The 24,101-nt window shown below is 46.2% G+C and carries 16 protein-coding genes; 1 reads left to right on the forward strand and 15 read right to left on the reverse strand.

Annotation, left to right across the window (positions count from 1 at the left end; all coding sequences use genetic code 11):
- Positions 1-93: 93 nt before the first annotated feature.
- The 13 genes from ftsZ to mraZ all read right to left on the reverse strand — a co-directional run bounded on the left by ftsZ (position 94) and on the right by mraZ (position 16,505).
- Positions 94-2,067 (reverse strand): cell division protein FtsZ, encoded by a 1,974-nt coding sequence (gene ftsZ / locus V7Q13_RS04450; RefSeq protein ID WP_333799477.1) that lies wholly within the window; start codon positions 2,065-2,067, stop codon positions 94-96.
- A gap of 73 nt (positions 2,068-2,140) precedes the next feature.
- Positions 2,141-3,523 carry a cell division protein FtsA gene (ftsA, locus tag V7Q13_RS04455; protein WP_333799478.1) on the reverse strand — a complete coding sequence of 461 codons (1,383 nt, stop codon included), beginning with the start codon at positions 3,521-3,523 and terminating at the stop codon, positions 2,141-2,143.
- A gap of 12 nt (positions 3,524-3,535) precedes the next feature.
- Positions 3,536-4,579, reverse strand: coding sequence for a cell division protein FtsQ/DivIB (locus V7Q13_RS04460; RefSeq protein ID WP_333799479.1), 1,044 nt, complete (start codon positions 4,577-4,579; stop codon positions 3,536-3,538).
- The gene (murC, locus tag V7Q13_RS04465) at positions 4,576-5,997 is read right to left on the reverse strand and encodes a UDP-N-acetylmuramate--L-alanine ligase (RefSeq protein ID WP_333799480.1); all 1,422 of its coding nucleotides are present in this window, start codon (positions 5,995-5,997) and stop codon (positions 4,576-4,578) included. The genes V7Q13_RS04460 and murC overlap by 4 nt, the downstream gene beginning before the upstream one ends.
- The gene (murG, locus tag V7Q13_RS04470) at positions 5,984-7,087 is read right to left on the reverse strand and encodes an undecaprenyldiphospho-muramoylpentapeptide beta-N-acetylglucosaminyltransferase (protein ID WP_333799481.1); all 1,104 of its coding nucleotides are present in this window, start codon (positions 7,085-7,087) and stop codon (positions 5,984-5,986) included. Before murG ends, murC begins: the two co-directional genes overlap by 14 nt.
- Positions 7,084-8,370: an FtsW/RodA/SpoVE family cell cycle protein gene (locus V7Q13_RS04475; protein ID WP_333799482.1), complete on the reverse strand. Its 1,287-nt coding sequence runs from the start codon at positions 8,368-8,370 to the stop codon at positions 7,084-7,086. Before V7Q13_RS04475 ends, murG begins: the two co-directional genes overlap by 4 nt.
- On the reverse strand, positions 8,371-9,711 hold the full coding sequence (gene murD / locus V7Q13_RS04480; protein WP_333799483.1) for a UDP-N-acetylmuramoyl-L-alanine--D-glutamate ligase: 1,341 nt from the start codon (positions 9,709-9,711) through the stop codon (positions 8,371-8,373). It abuts the gene before it with no gap.
- A 6-nt stretch (positions 9,712-9,717) separates the two neighbouring features.
- A complete protein-coding gene (mraY, locus tag V7Q13_RS04485; RefSeq protein ID WP_333799484.1) occupies positions 9,718-11,013 on the reverse strand; it encodes a phospho-N-acetylmuramoyl-pentapeptide-transferase in 1,296 nt (431 codons plus the stop codon).
- 25 nt (positions 11,014-11,038) lie between these two features.
- Positions 11,039-12,505 carry a UDP-N-acetylmuramoyl-L-alanyl-D-glutamate--2,6-diaminopimelate ligase gene (locus V7Q13_RS04490; RefSeq protein ID WP_333799485.1) on the reverse strand — a complete coding sequence of 489 codons (1,467 nt, stop codon included), beginning with the start codon at positions 12,503-12,505 and terminating at the stop codon, positions 11,039-11,041.
- Between the two features lie 4 nt (positions 12,506-12,509).
- On the reverse strand, positions 12,510-14,609 hold the full coding sequence (locus V7Q13_RS04495; protein WP_333799486.1) for a penicillin-binding protein: 2,100 nt from the start codon (positions 14,607-14,609) through the stop codon (positions 12,510-12,512).
- Positions 14,610-14,648: 39 nt separating this feature from the next.
- Entirely contained in the window at positions 14,649-15,005 is a 357-nt protein-coding gene (locus V7Q13_RS04500) for an FtsL-like putative cell division protein (protein ID WP_333799487.1), read from the reverse strand.
- A 52-nt stretch (positions 15,006-15,057) separates the two neighbouring features.
- Positions 15,058-16,029, reverse strand: coding sequence for a 16S rRNA (cytosine(1402)-N(4))-methyltransferase RsmH (gene rsmH / locus V7Q13_RS04505; protein ID WP_333799488.1), 972 nt, complete (start codon positions 16,027-16,029; stop codon positions 15,058-15,060).
- Positions 16,030-16,040: 11 nt separating this feature from the next.
- Complete coding sequence (mraZ, locus tag V7Q13_RS04510; RefSeq protein ID WP_333799489.1) at positions 16,041-16,505, reverse strand: division/cell wall cluster transcriptional repressor MraZ; 465 nt, start codon at positions 16,503-16,505, stop codon at positions 16,041-16,043.
- 567 nt (positions 16,506-17,072) lie between these two features.
- Here mraZ and V7Q13_RS04515 point away from each other — a divergent pair.
- A complete protein-coding gene (locus tag V7Q13_RS04515) occupies positions 17,073-19,238 on the forward strand; it encodes a T9SS type A sorting domain-containing protein (RefSeq protein ID WP_333799490.1) in 2,166 nt (721 codons plus the stop codon).
- A 120-nt stretch (positions 19,239-19,358) separates the two neighbouring features.
- On the opposite strand, the gene V7Q13_RS04520 is transcribed toward V7Q13_RS04515, so the two are convergent.
- On the reverse strand, positions 19,359-20,390 hold the full coding sequence (locus tag V7Q13_RS04520) for a PorP/SprF family type IX secretion system membrane protein (protein ID WP_333799491.1): 1,032 nt from the start codon (positions 20,388-20,390) through the stop codon (positions 19,359-19,361).
- A 33-nt stretch (positions 20,391-20,423) separates the two neighbouring features.
- Positions 20,424-24,080: a DUF7948 domain-containing protein gene (locus tag V7Q13_RS04525; RefSeq protein WP_333799492.1), complete on the reverse strand. Its 3,657-nt coding sequence runs from the start codon at positions 24,078-24,080 to the stop codon at positions 20,424-20,426.
- Positions 24,081-24,101: the final 21 nt, after the last annotated feature.

The raw sequence follows: 24,101 nt of genomic DNA on the forward strand, positions 1-24,101 counted from the left end.
TACACTGTTCGGCAAAGATGCCCACAAAAAAATTGCCCCGCTAAAAATAGCGGGGCCTTACTTCAACTAAAAACACAATCTAAGCTAATACGACTAATCAGGCTTTTCACCATGCAGGAAGTTGTTCAACGTACTGATGGTGGCCTGGTTGTTATCATCTGATTTTACCTGAGCACGGCTGTAGAAATCTTCTACATTGGCAATGCTGTTGTGCAGGTTCATGTCACGGCGCAAGTAAGCAGGCACCTGCTCAAACTCGCTGTTGGTATCGAGGTGAGAAGGATTGTAGCTCAGGTTGCGCAACCGGTTGATGCGTTCCTTTGCCCGGCGCTTTTGCTCTTCATCTTCAGATAAATCTTGTGCACTGCTATTGTCGAACATGCTGATTTGGCCATGCTCTGCAACAGGTGAAGTTGACTCTTCGAAAGAGAGGCTGATGCCAGATACTGCAGCGGCTTCTTCGTTGTACTCTTCCTGCAAAGTAGGCTTCCAAGGGTCTGCCGGTGTTTCCGTTACCATGGGTGCCACAGGTGCCGCAGGTGCTTCTACTTCAGGCATTTCCTGCATGGTGGGCATTACATTTTCCTCAGCAGACGTTTCCTCTTTTTGCACCGCAGGTGTTTCTGCATAAATCTGTGCTGGTCTGCTTAAAAAGCCCGGTGTAGGAATAACAACTTCTTCTTTTACTTCTTCTACCGCAGGAGGAATAACAGTAGGTGCATCTTCTACCTGCAATTCAAACATGAATGGCATGGTCGGTTCTTCTTCTACAGCACGAAGTGTTTCCATCACCGTTGTTTCAGGAGCGATGGTTTCTGGTGCCATGGCTACAATAGTTTCCTCCTCTTCTGTTTCCACTTCAGGTGTGGCAGGAGTTGCTACTGTTGCAGTCAGCTCGGGTGTTTCCAGTGTAAACACTTCAGCTGTTTCTTCATTCACAACGGGTGCAGCGGGAGCTACTTCTGTTGGCTTATGAAAAAATACTTCTTCAGTTTTAGCCTCAGTAGCATTCATGTCGAGGGTGAGCACAATTTGAGGCTCAGCTACCGGCATGGCTTTGGGAGAAGCTGTTTTTACAGCACTTGCTTTTTCAAACGGGTCTTTGTGATCAAAACCCGTAGCTATGATAGTTACACCCAATTGGTCGCCCAGATTTTCATCGTAGCCCATACCCATGATAACGTCGGTATCGTCACCGCTTTGCTCACGTACATAGTTCTGAATGGCTTCCAGTTCTTCCATGGTGTATTCATACTCACCTTCAGCAGAGCTGATGTTGAGCAGAATCCATTTGGCACCGCGAATGTCATTGTCGTTGAGCAATGGTGAATTAGTAGCAGCTTCGATGGCTTTGATGGCACGGTTTTCACCAGCGGCAGTAGCACTACCGAGGATGGCCACACCGCCATTGCGCATTACAGTACACACGTCGGCAAAGTCAACGTTGATGTGACCGTTGGCGTTGATCACATCGGTGATACAACGGGCCGCAGTAGTCAAAACATCATCGGCTTTTGAAAATGCTTCTTTCATCTTCAGGTTGCCAAACTGACTGCGCAGTTTATCGTTGCTGATCACTAGCAAGGTGTCTACATGCTCTTTCAATTCTTCAATGCCTTTGCGGGCTTGCGCCATACGCTTGGGGCCTTCAAACTGAAAAGGCGTAGTAACAATACCAACGGTAAGAATGCCAAGGTCTTTACAAATTCTGGCTACAGTTGGTGCGCCACCAGTACCTGTACCACCACCCATACCGGCAGTGATAAAAGCCATCTTGGTATCGCTTTCGAGAATGCGGCGAATTTCTTCGAGGCTTTCTTCAGTAGCTTCTTTACCAACCTGAGGGTTGGCACCTGCACCCAAACCTTGTGTGAGGTGTGGGCCCAACTGAATTTTATACGGAACGGGTGAACTATTCAATGCTTGTGCATCGGTATTGCAAATGATGAAATCAACATTTTGAATTTGCTGCCGAAACATGTGGTTCACCGCATTGCCGCCACCACCACCAAAACCTAAAACCTTGATGATGTTGGACTTTTCCTGAGGCATATCAAAGTGGATCATAATGTTTGTTTTTTGTTGCCTTCTTCACAGGCGGGTTAGTAAGTAAAAAACGAATGGATATATGGGGAGGTGATTATTTTAATTCTGTATCGTCCTCTTCTTTGAAAATGTCGTAGATCGAATCCTTGAGCTTATCCCAGATGCTCTTGCGACCTTCCATGGTGGCAGGAGGCACTGGTGTTTCTTCAGGAAACTCGTCGGCAACGATAGTCACTTCCGGTGCTTTAAACTGCTCGGGCACTTTAATTGAAAACTCAGCATTTGAAGTCACGAATTCTTTCTTCTTCCGTTCGAAATCTGAGTATCCTTTTAAAATCAAACCAATACAGGTAGCATACATCGGCTTGGTCAGCTCATCAATGTAACCACTGCTCAAATGCTCGTTGGGGTAACCAATGCGGGCATTCAAACCGGTTTGATATTCGGTGAGCTGCAACAAGTGCTTGAGCTGCGAACCACCACCGGTAAGGATGATGCCGCCATTGAGCTGCTTGTTGTCCATGCCTACCTGCTTGAGGTGATAAATCACGAAGTCGAGAATTTCACTCATGCGGGCCTGAATGATTTGCGACAAGGTTTTTACACCAACCTGCTTGGGCTGCATGCCACGAATACCGGGGATGGTAATGATGGCATTTGCTTTTGCTTCCTGACTCAGCGCACTACCAAACTGCACCTTCATGGCTTCGGCCTGGCTCTTGAGTACACCCAATCCGGTTTTGATATCGTTGGTGATGTTTTCGCCACCAAAAGGAATCACCGCAGTGTGCTTCAATATGCCTTCGTGAAAAACAGCGAGGTCGCTGGTTCCGCCACCAATATCGAGGATGGCCACACCTGCTTCGAGGTCATGATCACACATAACAGCATCTGCAGAAGCGAGGGGCTGCAGCACAATATCTTTGATGCTGAGTTCGCTGCGGTTTACAGCACGGGTGATGTTACGGATAGCGTATTTATCACCGGTAATGATATGAAAATTGGCACCCAGTTTTACACCACTGTAGCCAATAGGATTTTTAATGTTTTGAAAATTATCTACGTTGAATTCTTGCGGAATAACGTCGATAATTTGATCGCCTGCAGGGATGTAGGTTTTGCGCTGATCAGCAATCAGTTTATCTACATCAGCCTGAGAAATTTCCATTTCCATTTCCTGACGAACGAGGTCGCCACGGGTTTGCAAGCTCTTGATGTGATGGCCGGCAATGCCCACATACACTTCGCTGATGTTGAGACTGGGGTTGCTCTGGCGACAAGCGGCCATAGCTTCTTTTACCGCCAATACAGCGTTGTCGATGTTGAGTACCTGGCCATGCTGTACTGAGTTGTTGGAGCTGGCTTTACCAAAGCCAAGAATCTCCAGCTTTCCATACTCATTCTTGCGGCCGGCAATAGCAGCAATTTTGGTAGTGCCTATATCAAGGCCTACAATGATGGGATTCGTGTTACTCATATAGATCGTGTTTTAGTTGTTGTTATTGTTGGGTGATAAAATCGCTTTCGGGGTTTTGACTGAATCATTGTTTTTTGGTGTGATGGGTTTATTGTTGGCAGCAGGTGTTTTGTTGTTGGTTGTTGCCGGCAATTCTGTTTTGATACCGGTTTCTGCTTCTTGTACAATTCGTCCTTGTCCGGCAGTCATTTCAATAGCGGTAGCATTCACTTCATTCTTGCTTTGCTCTACCAACTGATTGAAAAGTTTCAATGCCTGTGCGGCATCTACACTACGCAAACTGTCGGCGCCTTTCGATGCCACAATTTGATTTTTGAAAGCCACGCTAATCCGTGAATACGCATCAATGGGTTGCTTCGCCATTACCTGCTGGTAAAAGAGTTTCAAACGTTGCAGTTTGTTTTTCATATCGCTGGTATCACCCAGGTCTACGGTATGAAAACCAATGGCAGGATACAACTCAAAACGATTGCCCGGCATGTATTCAATTTGTGCAGCCTGCGCATCCCAAAATTCATCTTGATGCATAGCGGCCACCACTTTTAAGACTGCTGCAATGGCTTGCTTGTGCAATGCTTTATTGTTGTTGTTCAACGCTGGCAAACCAGTGAACACAGGCACTTCGGCACGGTCGCTGCGGCTGATGGGCAACTGCATACCGGCACTGTCTATATAGAAAGTAGAACCTTGTGTATCAAAAATTCTGGCCAGCGGTACCCGCTCCTGAATATTCACATGCAGCACCGCTTCATTGTCCACATACAACTGTGCATCTTGTATCCAGATTTCTTTACGCAGTCGCTCTTCCATTTTGCGCAAATCAAACTGATGGATATCTGATTTCAGGTTGCCGCCTACTGATGCTGCCAGCATGTTGCGTACATCTTTCTCTTCAATAAAGATTTTGCCTTCTACAGCATCGATATTGATGATAACACCAGCACATGGTTTTGTTTCACGTACCTGCATGCTAGTAAACATGAGTACCACAACTCCTGCTATCAGCAGCAACCAAACCGTGTTGCCCAGTATGCGATATATTTTTCTTTTACTCAATTGGCGTGATACAGTTTTTCTTTTACCAATGGCAGCAATGTGTCTATGTCACCGGCACCTGCTGTTACCAGCATGTCGGGTTGATGAATATCTAAATCGGCCATCCATTCTTCCTTCGTCAATACCTGTACTTTATCCTTCGGCATACCTGCAGCTATGAGCTCACTGGTTACACCGGGCATGGGCAATTCTCTGGCCGGATAAATGGGTAACAGCACTACTCTGTCGGCGATGCTCAGCACTTCTGCAAAGGCAGCAGCATGGTCTTTGGTGCGGCTAAACAAATGCGGCTGAAACACCACCGTCATGGCGAGTGCAGGATACAATTGTTTGGCACTGTTGAGCAATGCCCGCAGTTCTTCGGGATGATGTGCGTAATCATCGATAGCTACTTGTGTGCCGGTCGATTGATTATTCCACAGGTATTCAAAGCGACGCTTCACCCCTTTGTAATCAGCTACTGCTGCAATGATTTTATCATCATCAATACGCAACATTTTCGCCACAGCAATCGCCACCAGCATGTTTTCTACATTGTGCATGCCGCCAATGTTCAGCTGCACATTGCGAATCCACTGACCAGCCACATACGCATCAAACAAATAACCGCCTTGCTCAATGCGAATGTTGTCCGCATGAATATCAGCCGGTATATCATCATGACTGTGGCAATCTTCGCCACAATCATGCGTATGCAGTTCGTTAATCAAACTATAGGTGAGCTGCCGTTGAATGGGTGCTTCATCCAACCGCTTCAATTGCTTTTTGCGAATGAGTACACCAGCTGATTTAATGCGTTGTGCAAACTCTACAAAAGCATCTTCCATGGCTTCTACCGTTCCGTAGATATCGAGGTGATCGGCATCCATCGAAGTGATGGCGGCGATATCGGGCGACAGCTTGTGGAAGCTTCTGTCAAACTCATCGGCTTCTACTACACACACGTTATTTTCACTGCCCCAGAAGTTGGTGCCGTAGTTGACAGACACACCACCCAAAAACACATTGCATCCATACCCAGTGTGGCGCAGTAAGTGGCCCACCATGGTGCTGATGCTGGTTTTGCCATGCGTACCGGCAATGCAGATGTTGAAGCTATCAGCTGTAATGATTTGCAAAATATCGCTGCGCTTCACTACTGTATAACCATTGTTGCGGTACCAGTTCAACTCTTCGTGCTGAGCAGGAATAGCAGGCGTGTACACTACGAGTTGAACGTCTTTGTCCAGCAGCGCTACCTCATCTGTATAATGAATCAATGCACCTTCTTCACTCAGCTGTTTGGTGAGTATGGTTTCGGTTTTATCGTATCCACTCACTACCACGCCTTTGTGCAGGAAGAAGCGGGCAATGGCACTCATGCCAATACCACCGATACCGATGAAGTAGATGCGTTGTATGTCTTTAAGCGATAGCATGTATCGAATTCAATATCTCTTTAGCAATAATGGTATCAGCATCCAACCTGGCCAGTTGCTTCAGTTGCTGCTGCATGTGTTGGCGTGTGTGTTGGTTGTGCATGAGTTCGAGTACGGTAGGCACCAATTTTTGTTTGGCATCTGCATCGGCTACAATGGCAGCAGCTCCGGCATTTACCAGTTGCATAGCGTTGGCCGTTTGGTGATCTTCCGCTGCAAAAGGGAAAGGCACAAACACTGCAGGTTTGGCTACAATGCAGAGCTCAGCTACACTCATAGCACCTGCCCTGCTCACCACTATATCTGCTGCTGCATAGGCAGCACTCATGTCTTCAATAAATGCACTCGTCCACACTTGTGGGTTATTGGCAGCGGCTGCTTTCGCTTCTGCTGCAAACAACTTACCGGTTTGCCATATCACTTGCCAACCCGATTGCAGCAATGCAGGCAGGTTATGTTCGATAGCCTGATTGATGCTGCGGGCACCGAGGCTACCACCAATTATGAGCAGCACAGGCACATTAGGCTGCAAGCCAAACTGCTGGCGGGCTGCAGCAGCATCTTTTTGAGGAGCCTCAATTTCTTTGCGCACCGGATTGCCCGTAATCATCAGTTTGCTGGCAGGAAAGAATTTTTCCATGCCTGCACCCGCCACAAAAACTTTGCTGGCATTTTTACCCAGCATTTGATTGGCCTTTCCTGCAAAGGCATTGCTCTCATGCAGGAAAGTGGGAATGCCTTTTTGCTGTGCCAACTTCAGCACCGGAAAACTGCTGTAACCACCTACACCAAACGCGGCTGTTGGTTGAAAGCGTTTGAAGATGCTACGCACCTGCCAAAAACTTTGGATGAGCTTGAATGGCAACGACCAGTTCTTCCAGAGATGCGTTCTGTTGAATCCAGCGATGTCCAATCCTTCAATATTGAAACCAGCTTGTGGTACTTTTTCCATTTCCATTTTACCCTTGGCGCCAACAAATAAAATGTCGGCATCGGGCTGCAATGTTTTAATGGCTTTGGCCACCGCTACTGCAGGAAAAATATGGCCACCAGTACCGCCACCAGCTATAATGATTCTTGCCTTACTCATGCTGCCACCTCCGCTTTTGCTGGTTCTTCTTTGCCTTCGAGTTGCTCAATATTGCGGGCAATGCTGAGCAGGATGCCAATAGAAAAACAAGTGAACAAAAAGGATGTACCACCCATACTTACGAGGGGCAGGGTAACACCTGTAACGGGCACTATATTTACGTTGACCGCCATGTTACTGATGGCCTGAATGGCCAGCGTAACACCGAGTGCCAACGCCAGAAACGTTCCGAATGCATAAGGACATTTGCCCACAATGCGTATGCAGCGATAGAGAAATGCGAGGTACAAAAACACCATCAGCATGCCACCCAAAAAGCCATACTCTTCAATAATGATGGCGTAAATAAAATCGCTGTACGGATGGGGTAAAAAGTTGCGCTGTTCACTATTGCCGGGGCCAAGACCAATCCAGCTGCCTTTAGCAATAGCTACCTTGGCTTGTTGCACCTGATAAGGAACGGCATCGCCTTCGGCATAGATAAAATCCTGAATGCGGCTTACCCATGTACCAATCCGGCCTTGCTTGCGGATATTCTGCACCACTCCGCTTTCGTTATTGGCTGCTACAGTTGCTGCTTCCGACTTGTGTGTAAACACTGCAGCAGCAATCAACATTACAACTGGAATAGCAGCAATACCGATAGTCAACAACAAATGCTTGATGGAAGCACGACCCATAAACAACACCAACAAACCCGTAGCACCCGTGAGCAAACAAGTACTGAGGTTGGCCGGTGCAATCAACAAACAAGTAATGCCGATGGGTAACAACATCGGTAGATAGCCCTTCTTAAAATCAGTAATCACATTTTGCTTTCGGCTGATTTGCCTTGCCAAATACATGAACAAAGCCAGACGTGCAAAGTCAGAAGTTTGAAAAGTAAGGTTGATTAGCGGGAGTTTAATCCAACGGTTTGCTTCGTTGAGATTGGCACCAAACAACAAAGTATACAGCAAGAGCGGAATGGAAGCGATGTACAACCACAACGCCACTTTGCTGAAGAAGCGGTAATCGACCAAATGTGTGAAGTAGATAATACCAACACCTATTACAATAAACGTAATCTGGCGGAAAAGATAATACTCGGTATTGCCCTTGTTTTGTTTGTATGCCAGCGATCCGGTGGAGCTGTACACTGCCAACAAACTGATGACCACCAGTACGGCCACGATGCTCCAGATCACCCGGTCGCCACGGGTTTTGCCCGACAGCAATAAGAGTTTACCTGCTGAGAAATCTCCCAGGTTCAGTTCATCCGATATGTTTTTCCAGGCGCCCAATTACAGTTCTTTTACGGCCATTTTAAATTGTGTTCCGCGGTCTTCGTAGTTCTTAAACAAATCGAAGCTGGCACATGCAGGAGAGAGCAATACTGCATCACCTTTCTCCGCCAGTTTGTATGCTGCCATTACAGCTGCTTTTGCACTATCTGCATCAACAATCGCTGGTACTTTACCTGCAAACGCTTCATGTATTTTAGCATTGTCTACACCCATGCAGATAATTGCTTTTACCTTTTCTGTAACCAAATCTTCAATCACGGTGTAGTCATTGCCTTTATCTACACCACCCAAAATGAGCACCGTTGGCTTGGTCATGCTTTCCAATGCATACCAGGTGCTGTTGATGTTGGTAGCCTTGCTATCGTTGATGTATTCAACACCACGAATGGTAGCTACGGGCTCCATGCGATGCTCGAGACTTTCGAATGTTTGAATGGCTTCTCTAATCTTGTCCTTCCTGATGTCCAGCACCGTTGCAGCAATCCCCGCAGCCATAGTATTGTATTGATTGTGTTTTCCTTTCAATGCGAAGTCATGAATACTCATCCTTACTTCTTGTTCCTTTACTTTTATGAGCATCTCCTCGTCTTTGATATAAGCGCCCTGGCGTACTTCTTTTTTCATGGTGAATGGCAATAGGTTAGTTAGGTTACAGAATTTATGTTGGTTAGCTACGGTTACTTCGTCGTCGGCGCAGTAGATGCAATAGTCACCCGGCTGCTGATTTTCGGTGATGCGAAACTTCGCATTGATATAGTTTTCGAATTGATAGTTGTAACGGTCGAGATGGTCTTCCGTAATGTTGACCAACACGGCAATGTCAGGTCGAAACGTAACGATATCATCCAGCTGAAAGCTGCTGATTTCGGCTACATACAAAGGCTTTGGATCGATGGCTACCTGACGGGCAATGGAATAACCAATGTTGCCCACCAGAGCACAATCTAATCCGCCAGCTTTGCAAATAGCATAGATGAGTGAGGTAGTGGTGCTTTTGCCATTGCTACCGGTAATGCCGATGATTTTGCTATCGCCTTTGTAGCGGTATGCAAATTCCACTTCGCTAATCACCGGAATGACTCGGGCACGAATGGCTTTTACTACGGCAGCTTTCTCAGGAATGCCGGGGCTCTTCACTACTTCATCAGCTTGCAGTATCCGTTCCATGCTGTGCGAACCAGATTCATAAGCAATGCCATGCTGCATCAATTCAGCCTCGTAAGGTTTGCTGATAGCTCCGCCATCAGATACAAACACGTCGTATCCTTTGGCTTTCGCCAATATGGCTGCACCAACACCGCTTTCGCCTGCACCTAATATGATGAGTTGTTTACCCAATTTCGTTTATCGCATTTTGAGTGTAATCACTGAGAAGATGGCCAGAATGAGTGTGATAACCCAGAACCGCACCGCAATCTTGCTTTCGTGGTAGCCGAGTTTTTGGTAGTGGTGATGCAGCGGACTCATGAGAAAAATGCGCCGCCCCTCACCGTATTTTCTTTTGGTGTATTTGAAGTAGGATACCTGCAGAATCACACTCAGATTTTCAATGAGGAATACACCGCAGAAAATAGGAATAAGTAATTCTTTACGCACAATGATGGCCAGTGAAGCAATGATGCCGCCCAATGCCAAACTACCTGTATCACCCATGAATACTTGTGCGGGATATGCATTGTACCACAAGAAGCCTACGCATGCTCCTATGAAAGCACCAATGAAAATTGAGAGCTCACCCAAATTGGGGATGTACATGATATTGAGATACTCGGCAAAGCGGATGTTACCACTCGTGTAAGCAAACAATCCTAATACTGCACCGATGATTGCCGACACGCCTGTGGCCAATCCATCCAGACCATCAGTAATGTTTGAACCATTGCTAACCGCTGTAATAATGAAGATGACTACAATGATGTACAGAATGTATGTGTAGTCTTCCCATGTTTTTGGCAGCAACTTGGCGTAGTTGAATTCATGTCCTTTTACAAAAGGAATGGTAGTGATAGGCGTTTGTACTTTTACAAAACGGTGTTCTTCACCATCAATGATTTTTACGGTTTCACCTACCAAACGTTCTTTAGATTGAAGCACTACCTGTTGGTTGGTGCCCACCACTTCTCTTTCTACCACTACCGATTGATTGAAGTACAAGGAGGCGCCAACAATCAAACCCAAGCCTATTTGTCCGGCTACTTTGAACTTGCCAGCCAAACCATCGGCATCGGCTTTTTTATACTGGATACCTTTGGCCTTGGCTATCCGCTTGGCACGTAGTTTCAGGTAGTCATCAATAAAACCAATCATACCACACCATACCGTTACAAGCAGCATGAGTATGATGTAAATGTTTTCAATTTTGGCAAACAGCAAAGTGGGTACCAAAATGGCCAGCAAAATGATAAAGCCACCCATGGTTGGTGTGTTGGCTTTGTCAACTTCGCCGGGCAAACCGAGCTCACGTACCGCTTCGCCCACCTGCATGTTTTGCAAACGCTTGATGATGCGTTTTCCAAAAACGGTGGTGATTACCAACGACAACATAACAGCCAACGCCACCCTAAAGGTGATGAACTGAAACAGTCCGGCACCCGAAAGGTCAAACTCGCTGTGAAGCCAATTGAACAGGTGGTAGAGCATAGCTGGTTGGTTGTTCGGTTGTTAATTATTTACTGAGTTCCTGAAAGTTGTTGATGAGTTCTTCTTTGTCGTCGAAGTGATGTTTCACTCCGTTGATATCCTGGTATTTTTCGTGGCCTTTTCCTGCCACCAAAATGATATCTCCGGGTTGAGACAGCATGATAGCTGTACGAATTGCTTCCCTTCTATCGGCAATCACCACGCACTTGCGTTTATGCTCACTCTTCATATCCCGCAGCATATCGTTCAAAATTTCCTGCGGGTCTTCGGTGCGTGGATTATCGCTGGTCAAGATGGCCTTGGTGCTGTATTCACAAGCAGCGGCAGCCATCAGTGGTCGTTTGGTTTTATCGCGGTCGCCACCACAGCCAACTACTGTAATCACTTGCTCATTACCTTGCTGCAACTTTTTAATAGTGGCCAGTACATTGAGCAATGCATCTGGCGTATGTGCATAGTCTACAATGCCGATTACTTTTTCATTGGCTGAAACGGTATAATCAAAACGGCCTTCAGCACCATGCAAATTGCTGAGCACCGCCAGCACCTGATCGGCATCTTCGCCCAGGTTTACAGCAGCGCCATACACAGCCAGCAGATTGTAAGCATTGAACTCGCCAATCATGCGGAAGTGTACTTCCTTGCCATTGATATCCATGATTAAACCAGTCAGGTTGTTTTCTACAATCTTGCCTTTGAAGTCAGCTGCTGTTTTCAGCGCATACATCAATCGGCGTCCGTTGCAGTTTTGCAGCATGATGGTTCCGCGTTTGTCGTCGGCATTGCTAATCGCAAATGCATCGGCAGACAAACCATCGAAGAAAGCTTTCTTCACCCGGATGTACTCATCAAATGTTTTGTGATAATCGAGGTGGTCGTGGGTGATGTTGGTAAACAATGCGCCATCGAAATGCAAACCTGTAATACGATGCTGATGAATAGCATGACTGCTGCATTCCATGAACACGTGAGTGCAACCCGCATCTACCATCGTCCGCATCAAACCATTGAGGCTGATGGCATCGGGCGTAGTATGTTCTGCGGTGTACGCTTCATCGCCAATCAAATTATTAACGGTAGAAATGAGGCCACATTTGTAGCCCAATGCAGTAAAAAGTTGATACAGCAATGTAGCAACCGTTGTTTTGCCGTTGGTGCCTGTTACACCAACCAGCTTTACTGCTTTAGATGGGTGATTGAAAAATTCATTGGCAACAATCGCCAGTGCTTCAGAGGTATTCTTCACCAGCAAATAGGTCACAGCATCTTCCAACGTTGATGGCAAAGTGCTACACAATACAACGGTAGCACCATTTGCAATGGCTGTATTGATGTACTGGTGACCATCTTGCTGCCAGCCCACAATAGCGGCAAACATATAGCCAGACTTCACTTTACGGCTATCAATAGCCAAACCAGCCACAGACTGATCGGCCTTGCCGGTCAACTGCAGCACCTCAACTTCTTGTAATATGTTGCGAAGCGTTTTCACTTGTTTAGTTCAATTGTAGATGAATGGTTTGTCCTTTGCTGATGGGTGTACCGGGTAAAATAGATTGTGCCACTACCTTGCCCCTGCCTGCAACCGTTACCATCAACCCTTTTTCCTCACATACTGCCAGTGCGTCTTTCAAGCCTACACCTTGCAGCGGAGGCATCGCCGCATCTTGTTTATCTGCGCTGCGCAAAATCTTTCCTTTGCCAGCGCTATTTTCAAACAAGGCTACCATGCTATTGGCGCTGCTGTCGCTCATGCGCCAGCCAAAAAAGCCAGCCAGTTTTTTCAGCGTTTGCTGACGTGCATAAAGTTGAAAAGAAGTACTGTCTGCTTTGCCAGGTTGCACCTGTGGCTGCTTAAACAAATGGGTAGCATAAATGCGGTCAGCTACTTCGCGGAACACTGGTCCTGCTACAGAAGCACCGTAAAACTTAGCAGCATGCGCCTTGTTGCGAATCACCACTACAATGGTGTACTGCGGATCGTTGGCAGGAAAATAACCGGCAAACGAAGACTGGTACATTTTATCGGCGTAGGTGATGCCTTTATCGGCTACCAATGAGGTACCTGTTTTACCAGCGAAAGAGTATGCATCAGTTTTCATTCCACGGCCGGTGCCATTCAGTACCACACCTTCCAGGCTTTGGCGAACCTGTGCAATTACTTCGCGGTCGGCTATCTGTGCATTCAATACAACGGGCTCGTATTGCTGCACTATTTTACCATCTTTCAGCAAAGCATTTACCACATAAGGTTTCATCATTTTTCCGCCGTTGGCCACAGCGTTGTACAGCATGGCTGTATGCATGGGCGTAATGGTGAGGTTGTAGCCAAAACCCATCCAAGGCAATGTGGTATTGCTCCAATGCCGACTACCGGGTTTATAAATATTGGGGCGAGATTCACCCGGTAAATCAATACCTGTAATTGAATCCATACGCCAGTTGTGCAAGTGTTGCAAAAATTCAGATGGCTTATTGCCGTAATGATAGTAGGTCAACTTGGCCATGCCCACGTTGCTGCTCTTTTCAAATGACTGCTGAATGGTTGCTGCATGCATGCCGTGTACTTCACTATCAAAAACTACCTGACCAGCCACTGGCCAACGACCACCTTCTAAATCTATTATGCTATTCAGCGACACTTTCTTGTCTTGCAATACTGCCATCAGTGTTACCAACTTCCAGGTAGAGCCGGGCTCACTGGCAGAGAGTGCATAGTTGTAATCTTCCCAGTAGTTACCATCGCTTTGCCGACCTAGGTTGGCTATAGCTTTTACCTTTCCGGTTTTTACTTCCATCACAATGCAGGTGCCACGCAATGCTTCATTTTCTACCATCATTTTCTGCAAAGCCTGCTGGGCTATTTCCTGAATGTTAACATCCAGTGTTGTAACCAAATCGCTGCCATCCTGCGGCTCTTGGTCGGTGCCTTCTATTGGCACACCCGCTCCTCCGGCGATATAGCGTACAAGACGCTTACCATCGGTACCACCGAGGTATTGATCATACTTTTTCTCCAATCCTACTTTGTTGCTTTCACGGGCAATACCAATGGTACGGTTCGCCAACAATTTATAAGGATAAAGTCGCTTCATCCGCACCACTGCAATGAAACCGCTTTTGTTTTTGCCCAGTTTTACCAAGGGCAATTGCTTGAAGTCTTCGTAGTTGGCAAATGAAATTTTCCGCTTGAGTAACACAAAACGGTCTTTGCTGCGGAAGCCCTTATCGAGCAACTTCTTGTATTCTTTTACTGTACGGTCTTTGAAGAGTTTGGCCAAGCCTATAGCCAATGAATCGGCATACTGATGATAGAGCTGCCCTTCTTTTTCAATCAAACCATCGGCTTGAAAATCGATATAGATATCAAACTCCGGAACAGATGTACTGAGCACTTCACCTGATTCACTGTAAATAGTGCCCCGCTCAGCAGCTATGGATTCAAAACGAATATGAGCACTATCGGCCATGCTGCGCCAGTACTTTCCTTCGCCCAACTGAATAAATAATACCTGCCCCAACACCAAAAGGCATACCCCTACCAACACCAGGAATACGATGTAGGTGCGGGTTAGTATTTCTTTTTTGGTTTCCATGAAAGTGGCGGCTCAGTTTTATCAGTAAATGTTTTAAATCTATGGCGTCGGGGGATTGGAAGATGTTTGCAGCGAATCGGCACGTAGCTGAGCAGGAGGCTCCATACTTCGTTGTAATCCGAGCGGCGCTACGGCTTTGGCCAACTCGCTTTCTTTACTTCGGTAAATAAGTTCGGCTTGTAATGTTTTATAGTGGTATTGCAGTTGCTTCAGTTCCCGGGTGGCTTTGCCGGTATTGCGAATATTGTTGTCGGCGTAATGCCCGTTTCCGATATAGAGTACGGCAAGTATGGCGAGGAAAAAGATGAACGGCACATGCTGTACCATCCATTGGCCTTGAAGCCATTTGCGCCAATTAGTTTTGGCTGGTTTTTGTCCGGCGGCCGTTTCTTGCACTCGTTTCGTTTGTGTTACAGGGTTAGTAATGTTGTTTCAGTTCTTGCTTTGTTCACTTTGCTCCTTCTTTCATAGCGGCTACCCTAAGTCGGGCACTTCTGCTTCTGTCGTTCATTTTTACTTCTTCAGCACTGGCTTCTATGGGCTTTTTGCTAATGAGCTCAAATGGAGAAGCGCTGCTGTGCCCGTAAATCGGATCTGCTTCGCGACTGAAAGTGCCATCTCGCAGAAACAGCTTTACCAGCCTGTCTTCCAGCGAGTGAAAGGTGATGACGGCCACTCTTCCATCAGGCTTTAGCACCTGAGGCAGTTGCTCCAGCCACTCTTTCAGCACGGCCAGTTCTTCGTTTACTTCTATGCGGATGGCTTGAAAAACCTGTGCGTAGTAACGATTGGGGTTTCCCTTTGCCAGCGGCTCCAGCACGGTCAGCAAATCCTGGATGGTTTGCAGCGGCCTTTTGCTACGCTCTTGCACAATAGTTGCGGCAAGGGTGCGGGCATTGGTCACTTCGCCATACATGGAAAACATGTTTTGCAGCGCAGCAGCATTGTATTCATTTATAATAGTAGCTGCAGTTTTGGGCTGGCGCTGGTCCATCCGCATATCCAGCTCCGCATCAAAACGAAAGCTGAATCCCCGGCTGGCTTCATCAAACTGATGGCTGCTTACACCCAGATCGGCCAAAACACCATCCACCGGCAATGCACCGTGTAACCGTAAAAAACGGTGCATGTAGCGAAAGTTTTCTGGCACAAACAAAATGCGGGAATCGGCGGGCAGGTTGGCCGCAGCGTCCGCATCCTGGTCGAAGGCAATGAGCTTGCCCTTGGGGCCCAGTTGACTGAGGATGGCACGGCTATGACCGCCACCACCAAAAGTGCAATCCACATAAATCCCGTCGGGGCGTATGTTGAGGGCTTCAATGGTTTCCTTCAGCATTACCGGTATGTGGTAGCTATTGCCCCCCATTGCGGCAGCGTTGCTGGAGGCGGCGGCATTCTGTTGGCGTTGTTTCTTTCCCATACCCGTTGCTTTTAGCCCTGAGTAGAAGAACCGCTACCTAAAATTGCCGAAGCCATACCACTGAGTTTTTCAGGAGTCAGTGATTCAAAGAGCTTATTGTATTTGGTTTTATCCCAGATCTCAATTTTATCAATGTCACCTGCCAGCACAATGTCTTTGTCGAGGCCAGCGTACTCCGACAGGATTTTGGACAAGTTGAGACGGCCCGCAGAATCGAACTCTACATACACGGCACCAGCTATGAGGGCTTTGCGCACCATGCGGTTTTCGCGGCTGTCGTAAGGGTTCACTTCGCGGAGGCGGTCTTCTACTTTTTTCCAGTCATCAAGCAGGTACATCCACAGGCATTCATCCATCCCCCGGTTGATCACCAGCGTAGTGGTGCCCTCCGGCATCTGTTTTTTGAGGCCGGCAGGTAACAGGAAACGCCCTTTGGCGTCTACTGTTGCTTCATATTCTCCGAGAAATCCTGCCATTTGAATGTTTTACCACTTGGTTACACAAAATAACATTTTTTCCCACTTTCTAACACCAAATGAAAATCCCCCACTTTTCCACAACACGAAACCATTTGGCAGCAAGGGTTTGGGGCCATTTTGGACAGTTTAATATAGAATAAGCTGTGGATAGCTGTGTATAACCTGTGGATATACCTGATATGTAGTAGTTACTTCCATTCAGGTTGCAACAAATTCACTGTAATTCAATGATTTAGAAAATGGCTATTTGTACACAGCTGTGCGGGAAAATGAGAATGGGCTGAAAATCCTGCATTTCATGGCCAATTTAGTTGCGGACCGCAACTGTTAAAATTTGACATATGTCAAATTTTGAAGGCTGAATATTTGGCTATTCAAGTTGCAACATAGAGTTTTGCCGTATAAATACTACAAGACACACCGGTTAGTATTCTACACCCTGACACTTTCTCCACTACACCCTTATCGTTACCCTCACCCTAGATCTGATTAATATCCCCCGCCCCGCCTTAATCATCCCTATTCCGGACAAACCCAATCCGGTGCGGACAAAACACTTTTAGAATGCAGAACCTGAGAATGCTGCTGGAGCATTGGGGCCTTTATGCGCCTAATGCAAGCATGCTCAAGCAAAGATTGGCTGTTCGAACAACGCTTTTATTTCTCCTTTTATCATTTACCGGAGCAAGTGTACAGGCGCAAATTGGTATCCGTTTGTTAGACAGGGAGGAATCCTCTACAGACGGTTTTTCATTTACTACAGATGCTTACACGCCAAGAGCAGGCAGTGTACTTTTAGCGATAGTAACCAATAGTAGTGGTACTGCCAATAATGCTGATAGCTATGCACAACCTACAAGTGCAACTGGCAATGGCCTAACCTGGACCCGCATGAACAGTGTGTTGTTTGCCAGTAACAATCGCCGCCTTACTATTTTCAGAGCATATACAGGAAATAATGTAACACAAGGCGGTTTTACTGTAAACTTTCCCGGAGAAGGAAATGGTCAGCGCCGTAGAAGTGCTACCATTCAAATCATCGAATTGGTGGGTGTAGAAGTAACCGGCACCAATGGGAGCGACGCCTTTGCCGCAATAAATACTGCAACTGGAACTAGCAGTACCGCCATAATAACCGTGGGTGGAGCAATTGATTTTGCCGGTACAGGCATGCTGGGCATTTTTGCTACTAATGACAATGCCTTTGCAGGCCAAGAGGAGAATGGTTGGGATATGCTTTCCAACGTTGATATATCGAGTGAAAACCTGAGTGCGGGTATTAGCTATGCGCTGAATACCTACGACAATAGTGCCCGCTTGACGGATATGACCGGTAACTGGGCAGCCATCGGTATTAGACTGGCACCTGCTGAGTATTATTTCAATTTTCCAGTAGTAAGCACAAGTCCTGCATCTAACAATCAGAACTACAATATTTCATCCAACGGTATAACAAGCAGAAATGGAAATGCCAGTGGGTTAAGCCTGAACATGAGTACAGCTGCCGCCACTTTTGTAAACAAGGGCGGGAGCTTGACTTTTAACAACGTTAATTTCAGTAGTGGTTCGAGCTTTATTGCTGATCAATCGTCTACCACAAATTTTCCGGCCAACAGCCAGCTGAATAACAACTCCAATTTGTTTGTGGCTAATGGAGCTACTCTCAATGTAGCCGGTGCCTTTACAGTAAATGGTGGTGGACATCTCCGCATTTATGGTACTGTTGTAATTAATGGTAACCTCACTATTAATGGAGATTCAAAATTATTTATTGGCGGTACTGGTCGCCTTGTAGTAAATGGATCATTTACTATGAATGGACAAAGCTTCACACTGGTAAATGGTGGTGAATTTAGGAATAATGAAATGGTAACCCGTGGCGGTGCCAGTTTTGAAATGGCACAGGGTGCCAGTGTTGAAACCAGCGTGTACGAAGAAAACAATCAACGCAACGTAATGAGGATGGGACCTGGTGCCGGTTGCTTTGGGTTGTATGGTCCAAGCGGAAGGCTCAACACTCAGAATAATGGTTTCCAACCCATTACTGACGATGCTACTTTGAAAGTTTGCTTACCCAGCAATGGTGTAAATGTTGGCAATAGCTTCACCAGTACCAACAAAGGCAATGCCAATGTAACGATAGGTTGTACGGCCTGCGCCTTTTTACTGGGTACTACCACTTTGCCCATTACACTCAACAGTTTTGATGGCACTATGCTCAGCAATGGTATGAGCCAACTGTTTTGGAGTGTAGCCAACAATGAAGAAGTAGCCGGCTTTACCATTGAATACAGCACAGATGGTTCATCATTCAGCACAGTAGGCAACATTAAAAAAGGAGCAAACAGCAGCTACGGCTTTCAGCACAAGAGCAGCCACAACGGCCTTATTTTTTACCGCCTTTATATGACGGATAAAATGGGAAAAAGCACTTACAGCAGAACTGTAAGCATGCTCAATGGCAAACAAAACAGCAGCCGCATTATTGCAGTAAAACCAACAATCACCAGCAGTACAGTACGCATAGAAATGTACGCTGCCACTACACAGCAAATTACCTACAGCATTGCTGATGCTGCGGGCCGGATACTAATGAATAACAAGCAAACCGTTCAAACAGGAATGGCTCAGGTAAGTGTAGATGTAAGCCGCATGCCAGCTGGTATTTTGTACCTGCAAATTCAAACCCAGGATGGCCAACGCAGCGTACAAAAACTGATGAAGCAATAAACATTTATTATTTACAGCATTGTTGCAACGTAAAAAGGGTTGTATGATTCAGTTCATACAACCCTTTTGATTTTATAATCATTTCTGCATCACTTGAACTTCCCAGCCAAGTGTACTTACTTAAAAAGTAGGACACCTGCTGGCCCGTGGAGTACGGCCACTAAATGTGCCGAACTTAATTACTGAAAATTCAATGGCCCCATTGCCATTATTGTATTGCTTTAATGAAGAAGTAGTGGCATCATAACTCATGGTAAACCGAACATCTTTCCATTGTAACCCCAGCATGGCAATAGCCGCATCGCCCGGCCTGAAATAAGCACCACCAATTACTTGCTGCTCTCCGTATTCGCCCAAATTGTATTGTGCCATTAAGCCCCCAACTATTTCGCTGCTACCAGCCTGCTGACTGTAATACACGTTGGGGTTAATGATCCATTGGTCGTTCAATTTTACTGTTGCATTTACAAATGCGTTGTACCTTGCAGGCACTCTGTTGTTGCTCAATGCATCATTAAAAAAAGATTCTCTGGGCCTGTTTAAATGCAACATGCTCACTCCGGCATTGAAGTAAACTTTATCGGATGGAAACAATGCATAGTTAAGCCCCGCTTGCAAATCGAGGTAACCAATTTGTGAAAAGGCGAATGCTTCACCACTGGTAATATTGGCATCAAAGAATTTACCGTTCCACTGATTTTCCCAGGTGAAATTGGCAATGTCAATTCTTTTGGATGCAACACCAACATTAAAGCCAGCTGAAATCAAACTGTTGTAGCCAAGTTCCTGATGCCAGGCAATGCTACCGTAAGCTTTGGTAGAAGTAAGATTGCCGGAACCCGCAACATCTCTCAACAATACACCACCTACCCCCAACCAACCAGTTGACGATTCATCCCGCAACAATTGCACATCTCCCCACAAGCTCATTGTTTTATAAGGCACAGGCAAGCCCCACCACTGATTGCGGTAGCTGCCTCCAATGCGGTAATCAAAATCCGGGTTGAAGCCGGTATTGGCAGGATTAGTGAGCAAAGGATTGTTCATAAACTGGCTGAAATGAAGATCCTGCGCCAACAACGGTTTTGTACTGATGCACATGGCAGTAAACAGCAGTGCTCCGCCGATTACCAGATGTGCCCTCTTTTTCAATTGTTGATATGCACCCGTCATAGCTTGCTCTCCTTACCTGATTAATGTAATACTGCCCGATTTTTTCACCTTCTCTCCTGACACCAACTCCGCTTCTAATGTATACCCGTAAGCATCCATGGGCTGTGGTTTGCCTTTAAAAATACCATCCCAGCCACTGCGTGGCACAGTAGTTTCGTACATCAGCTGGCCCCAGCGGTTATAAATCCTAAACATCATTTTGCTTACGCCGTATCCAAATACCACAGCTCTGTCATTTACACCATCGCCATTGGGGGTAAATGCAGAAACCACATCTATTACAGGATTGATGATTGAAGGAACTGGCTTACATACTGTATCGGGGCAACCAAACTCATTGACAGCAATCAAACAGGCATTGTAGGTTCCGGTTTGGTTGTACTGGTGGCGAACAGTGGTGTCTCTCCTGGATGTAAGCAATGAATCGCCATCGCCAAAAAGCCACTTGTATTGTGGTACTACTGTGCTGAGGTTTGTAAATGTTGTAATTACATTTTCCTGAGCAGGCAGTGGCGTAAAAGAAAAGTCTGCTGTTGGCTTGCCGCTTACAGTAATGGTTTGCTGCACAGAGTCAATAATGTTGCAAGTATTGCTATCAATCACCACCAGCTTTACTACATAAATACCAGGTACGGAGTAGGTTTTTACAGGATTGGCTGCGGTGCTGGTAGTACCATCGCCAAACTGCCATAAAAATTGCTGCCCGCCTAAACTGTTGTTGGAAAATACAGCTGCATAAGGAGCACAGCCAGATACAGGCGTATCAAAACGGGCATCAACCAAAGGACTCACCCGAAGCAACAACCTGAATGTGTCTGGCGCATTGCAGTAATTCGTGTCCGTTAATACTAATTGTACATTGTACGTACCTGCACCCGGAAAGGCATGTGTAACAGGACCATTGCCTGTGACTACAGGTGCAGAATTATCACCAAAAATCCATGTAAAAGAATTGGAGCGGAATGGCTTTCCGGTAAATGGTACGCTCAAATTATCGAACCTGTAAGTATTGCTTTCGCAAGGTGCCAATTTGGTAGCAGCAGCACTAACACTGGCAATATCATCCCGAATGCGAATGGTTACATAGCTGGTATCTCGCGGATAACATTTAGTACTGTCTACTGATATCAAGCGTACCCTATAACTACCCACAACATTGAAAGTATGCGCAATGTTATTCGTGTTGGTGATTGATTGCGTTCCATCGCCAAAATCCCATTCGTAAGAACGGGCTAAATTCACAGTATCACGAAAATTCACGGTGATAGGTACACAACCCGATGTGTCGCCATCTATGGAGCCAATAGATGATTTTACACCACTACGAATGCCCGATAAATCGAAATTGACTTTGATAACTGCCTGGTTACAGTTGCCGGAAGGGTTGGTTGGGCCAACTACACCGGGCGTAATTGGAAACTGGCCGGGGCTACAGTTGGCACAAATGCCTTGATAGATAGCGCCAGCCGCATCGAACCTACTGGTACCACCATCTACGTGGTCAGCACCAGCATTGTCACCTGGTGCATTTTGCTGCCCGAAATAGGAACCAAACAATTGACGGGTAGCATCTTTTTCTAATACAAAAAAGTAAAAATCACGACCATCGGTTTGTGATTGTATGGCATCCGGTGTAATGGTAAGACCAAGTGTACCACTTGCTGCAAATGAGTTGTTACCTGGTGTTACGTTTATTACCGGGCCGCCCCAGCCACTTACATACACATTCTCGCATCTATCTACCAAAAATGCGGTGGGGCTAATATTGGGCGTACCAACGTTGGTGCCAAAAACGGTGCTGTATATCCATGTACTTAAATCATTAGTAAGTTTCGCTATAAACTGCTTACCGCCAGTTTGAGAAAAAGCAGCATTGCGAACGGGAAAAGCACCTGTTGATGTACCCATGCAATACACAAATCCGAAACGGTCGAATTGAATACCATACACCTGATCGAGGCCACCAGTGCCAATAAAAGTTGATCGTATAAGACTGCTGCCCGTAGCTGTTACTTCTGCTATAAACCCATCTGCCAAACCACCCTGATATGTTGCACCTACAGTGCCAGTTTTATTACCCGGAAAATTGGCACTTGTTGTACCACCGCCTACGTAAATATTTCCCGCAGGACTAACAGCCAACACATACGCAGCATCGTCTGCAGTACCTCCTAAATAGGTAGAAAAAGTGAGACCGGCAAGGTTGGGTGGAAATTTGAGCAATAATGCATCCTGACTGCCTTGCAGCGTTGTTTGTATAGCCCCTGGCGTTATTGGAAAATCGCCACTCCGGCTACAACTGGCTACCAAAATATTACCGGCTGCGTCTAAGATAACTTCACTTCGGGCGTCATCGCCATAGTTTTGTTGTAAACTGCTGGCAGAAACAGGCGTGGTATATTTATGTTTAATATTTACACCATCATCTTCCAATCCACCGAGCATAATCGAACCTACCAAGCCAGAACCTGCAGCATTAAGCTTTGTTACCACAATATCCCATTTGCCACCGGGGCCTAAACGGGGTGTAGTGGTAGGATAATCGGTCGACGTTGTACGCCCTGCCATCACCAAATTGTTGGCATTATCTACTATCAAACTGTGTGGCTGCTCATTGCCGGTACCCCCTAAGAAAGTGGCATAAATACGTGCCGTTCCGGTGGCATTAAACTTCATGATGGCTATATCAAAACCACGAACCTCACCTGTGCCATTGTTGCCGCCACGATAGGTAGTTTGAAAAGCCCCGGGAGTAACAGGATAGCCACTGCCAAACACAATGCCGCCTGCGTACAAATTGCCCGCAGCATCATAGGTTGCAGTATAGCCCCAGTTGTCAGATGTACTACCGGTAAAAGATGAAAACACCAACGTTGGATCTATAACTAAGGTTTGAGCAGGATCATATCCGTTTGCTTTTATGCGAACAGTATTGCCATCGAGTACATAACGGCAACTGATTTCTTTGCGCTGGCCGTTGATTAACTGATAGCTGTAGGGGGCTTTTTCTACCACTTCGCCAATAGAAGTTTTTATCGCTAAATCGCCATTGCTACGCAAAGACAATTTGACATCTCCCGTGTAGGCAATGGCTACATCTTGCAGACGGGCATTAGGTTGCAACACCAAATCATATTTCAGAAAACCGCTTTCGCTGTAATACCGCACATCTATACCGGGATACATGCCTTCTGCCCATACTTCGGCAAAAGCATGTACGTTACTGGCCCATTTAGAAGGGTCATTTCCAATAATGTAATTGAAATAGCCCGGCAGCTGTTTCGCTTGTTTAAAAACAACTTTAGCATTGGCATTTACAAAAGAAACATCATAGGCATGCGAACGTAAGGTTAACACTGGTTCATTTCCACTACCCGATTCACCATCGTTTATATTACTGGCTTGAATTGCAGCTGCAGCTTTCGGGGAAATGTTTTCGAGTCCATGGCCGGTCAACGCATTTTTAACCGCCTGCAGTTCTTCGGGCGGATGCTGTAGCACCCGGTAACCATTCTTTTTCAGGAAAAATGCACCCGTAGATAGTTCGCCTTTGAACAGTACATCCTGATGCCACTGGCCTTTGTTTTCGGTGTACTCAAAAGTTTGGGCCTGCACCTGCCCCGCAAACAGGCAGGCTACAATAACGAGGTATAGGTATATGTATTTCAAAGCAATATTTAAGTTACGATT

Source organism: Phnomibacter sp. (assembly GCF_036803085.1).
Taxonomy (GTDB): domain Bacteria; phylum Bacteroidota; class Bacteroidia; order Chitinophagales; family Chitinophagaceae; genus Phnomibacter.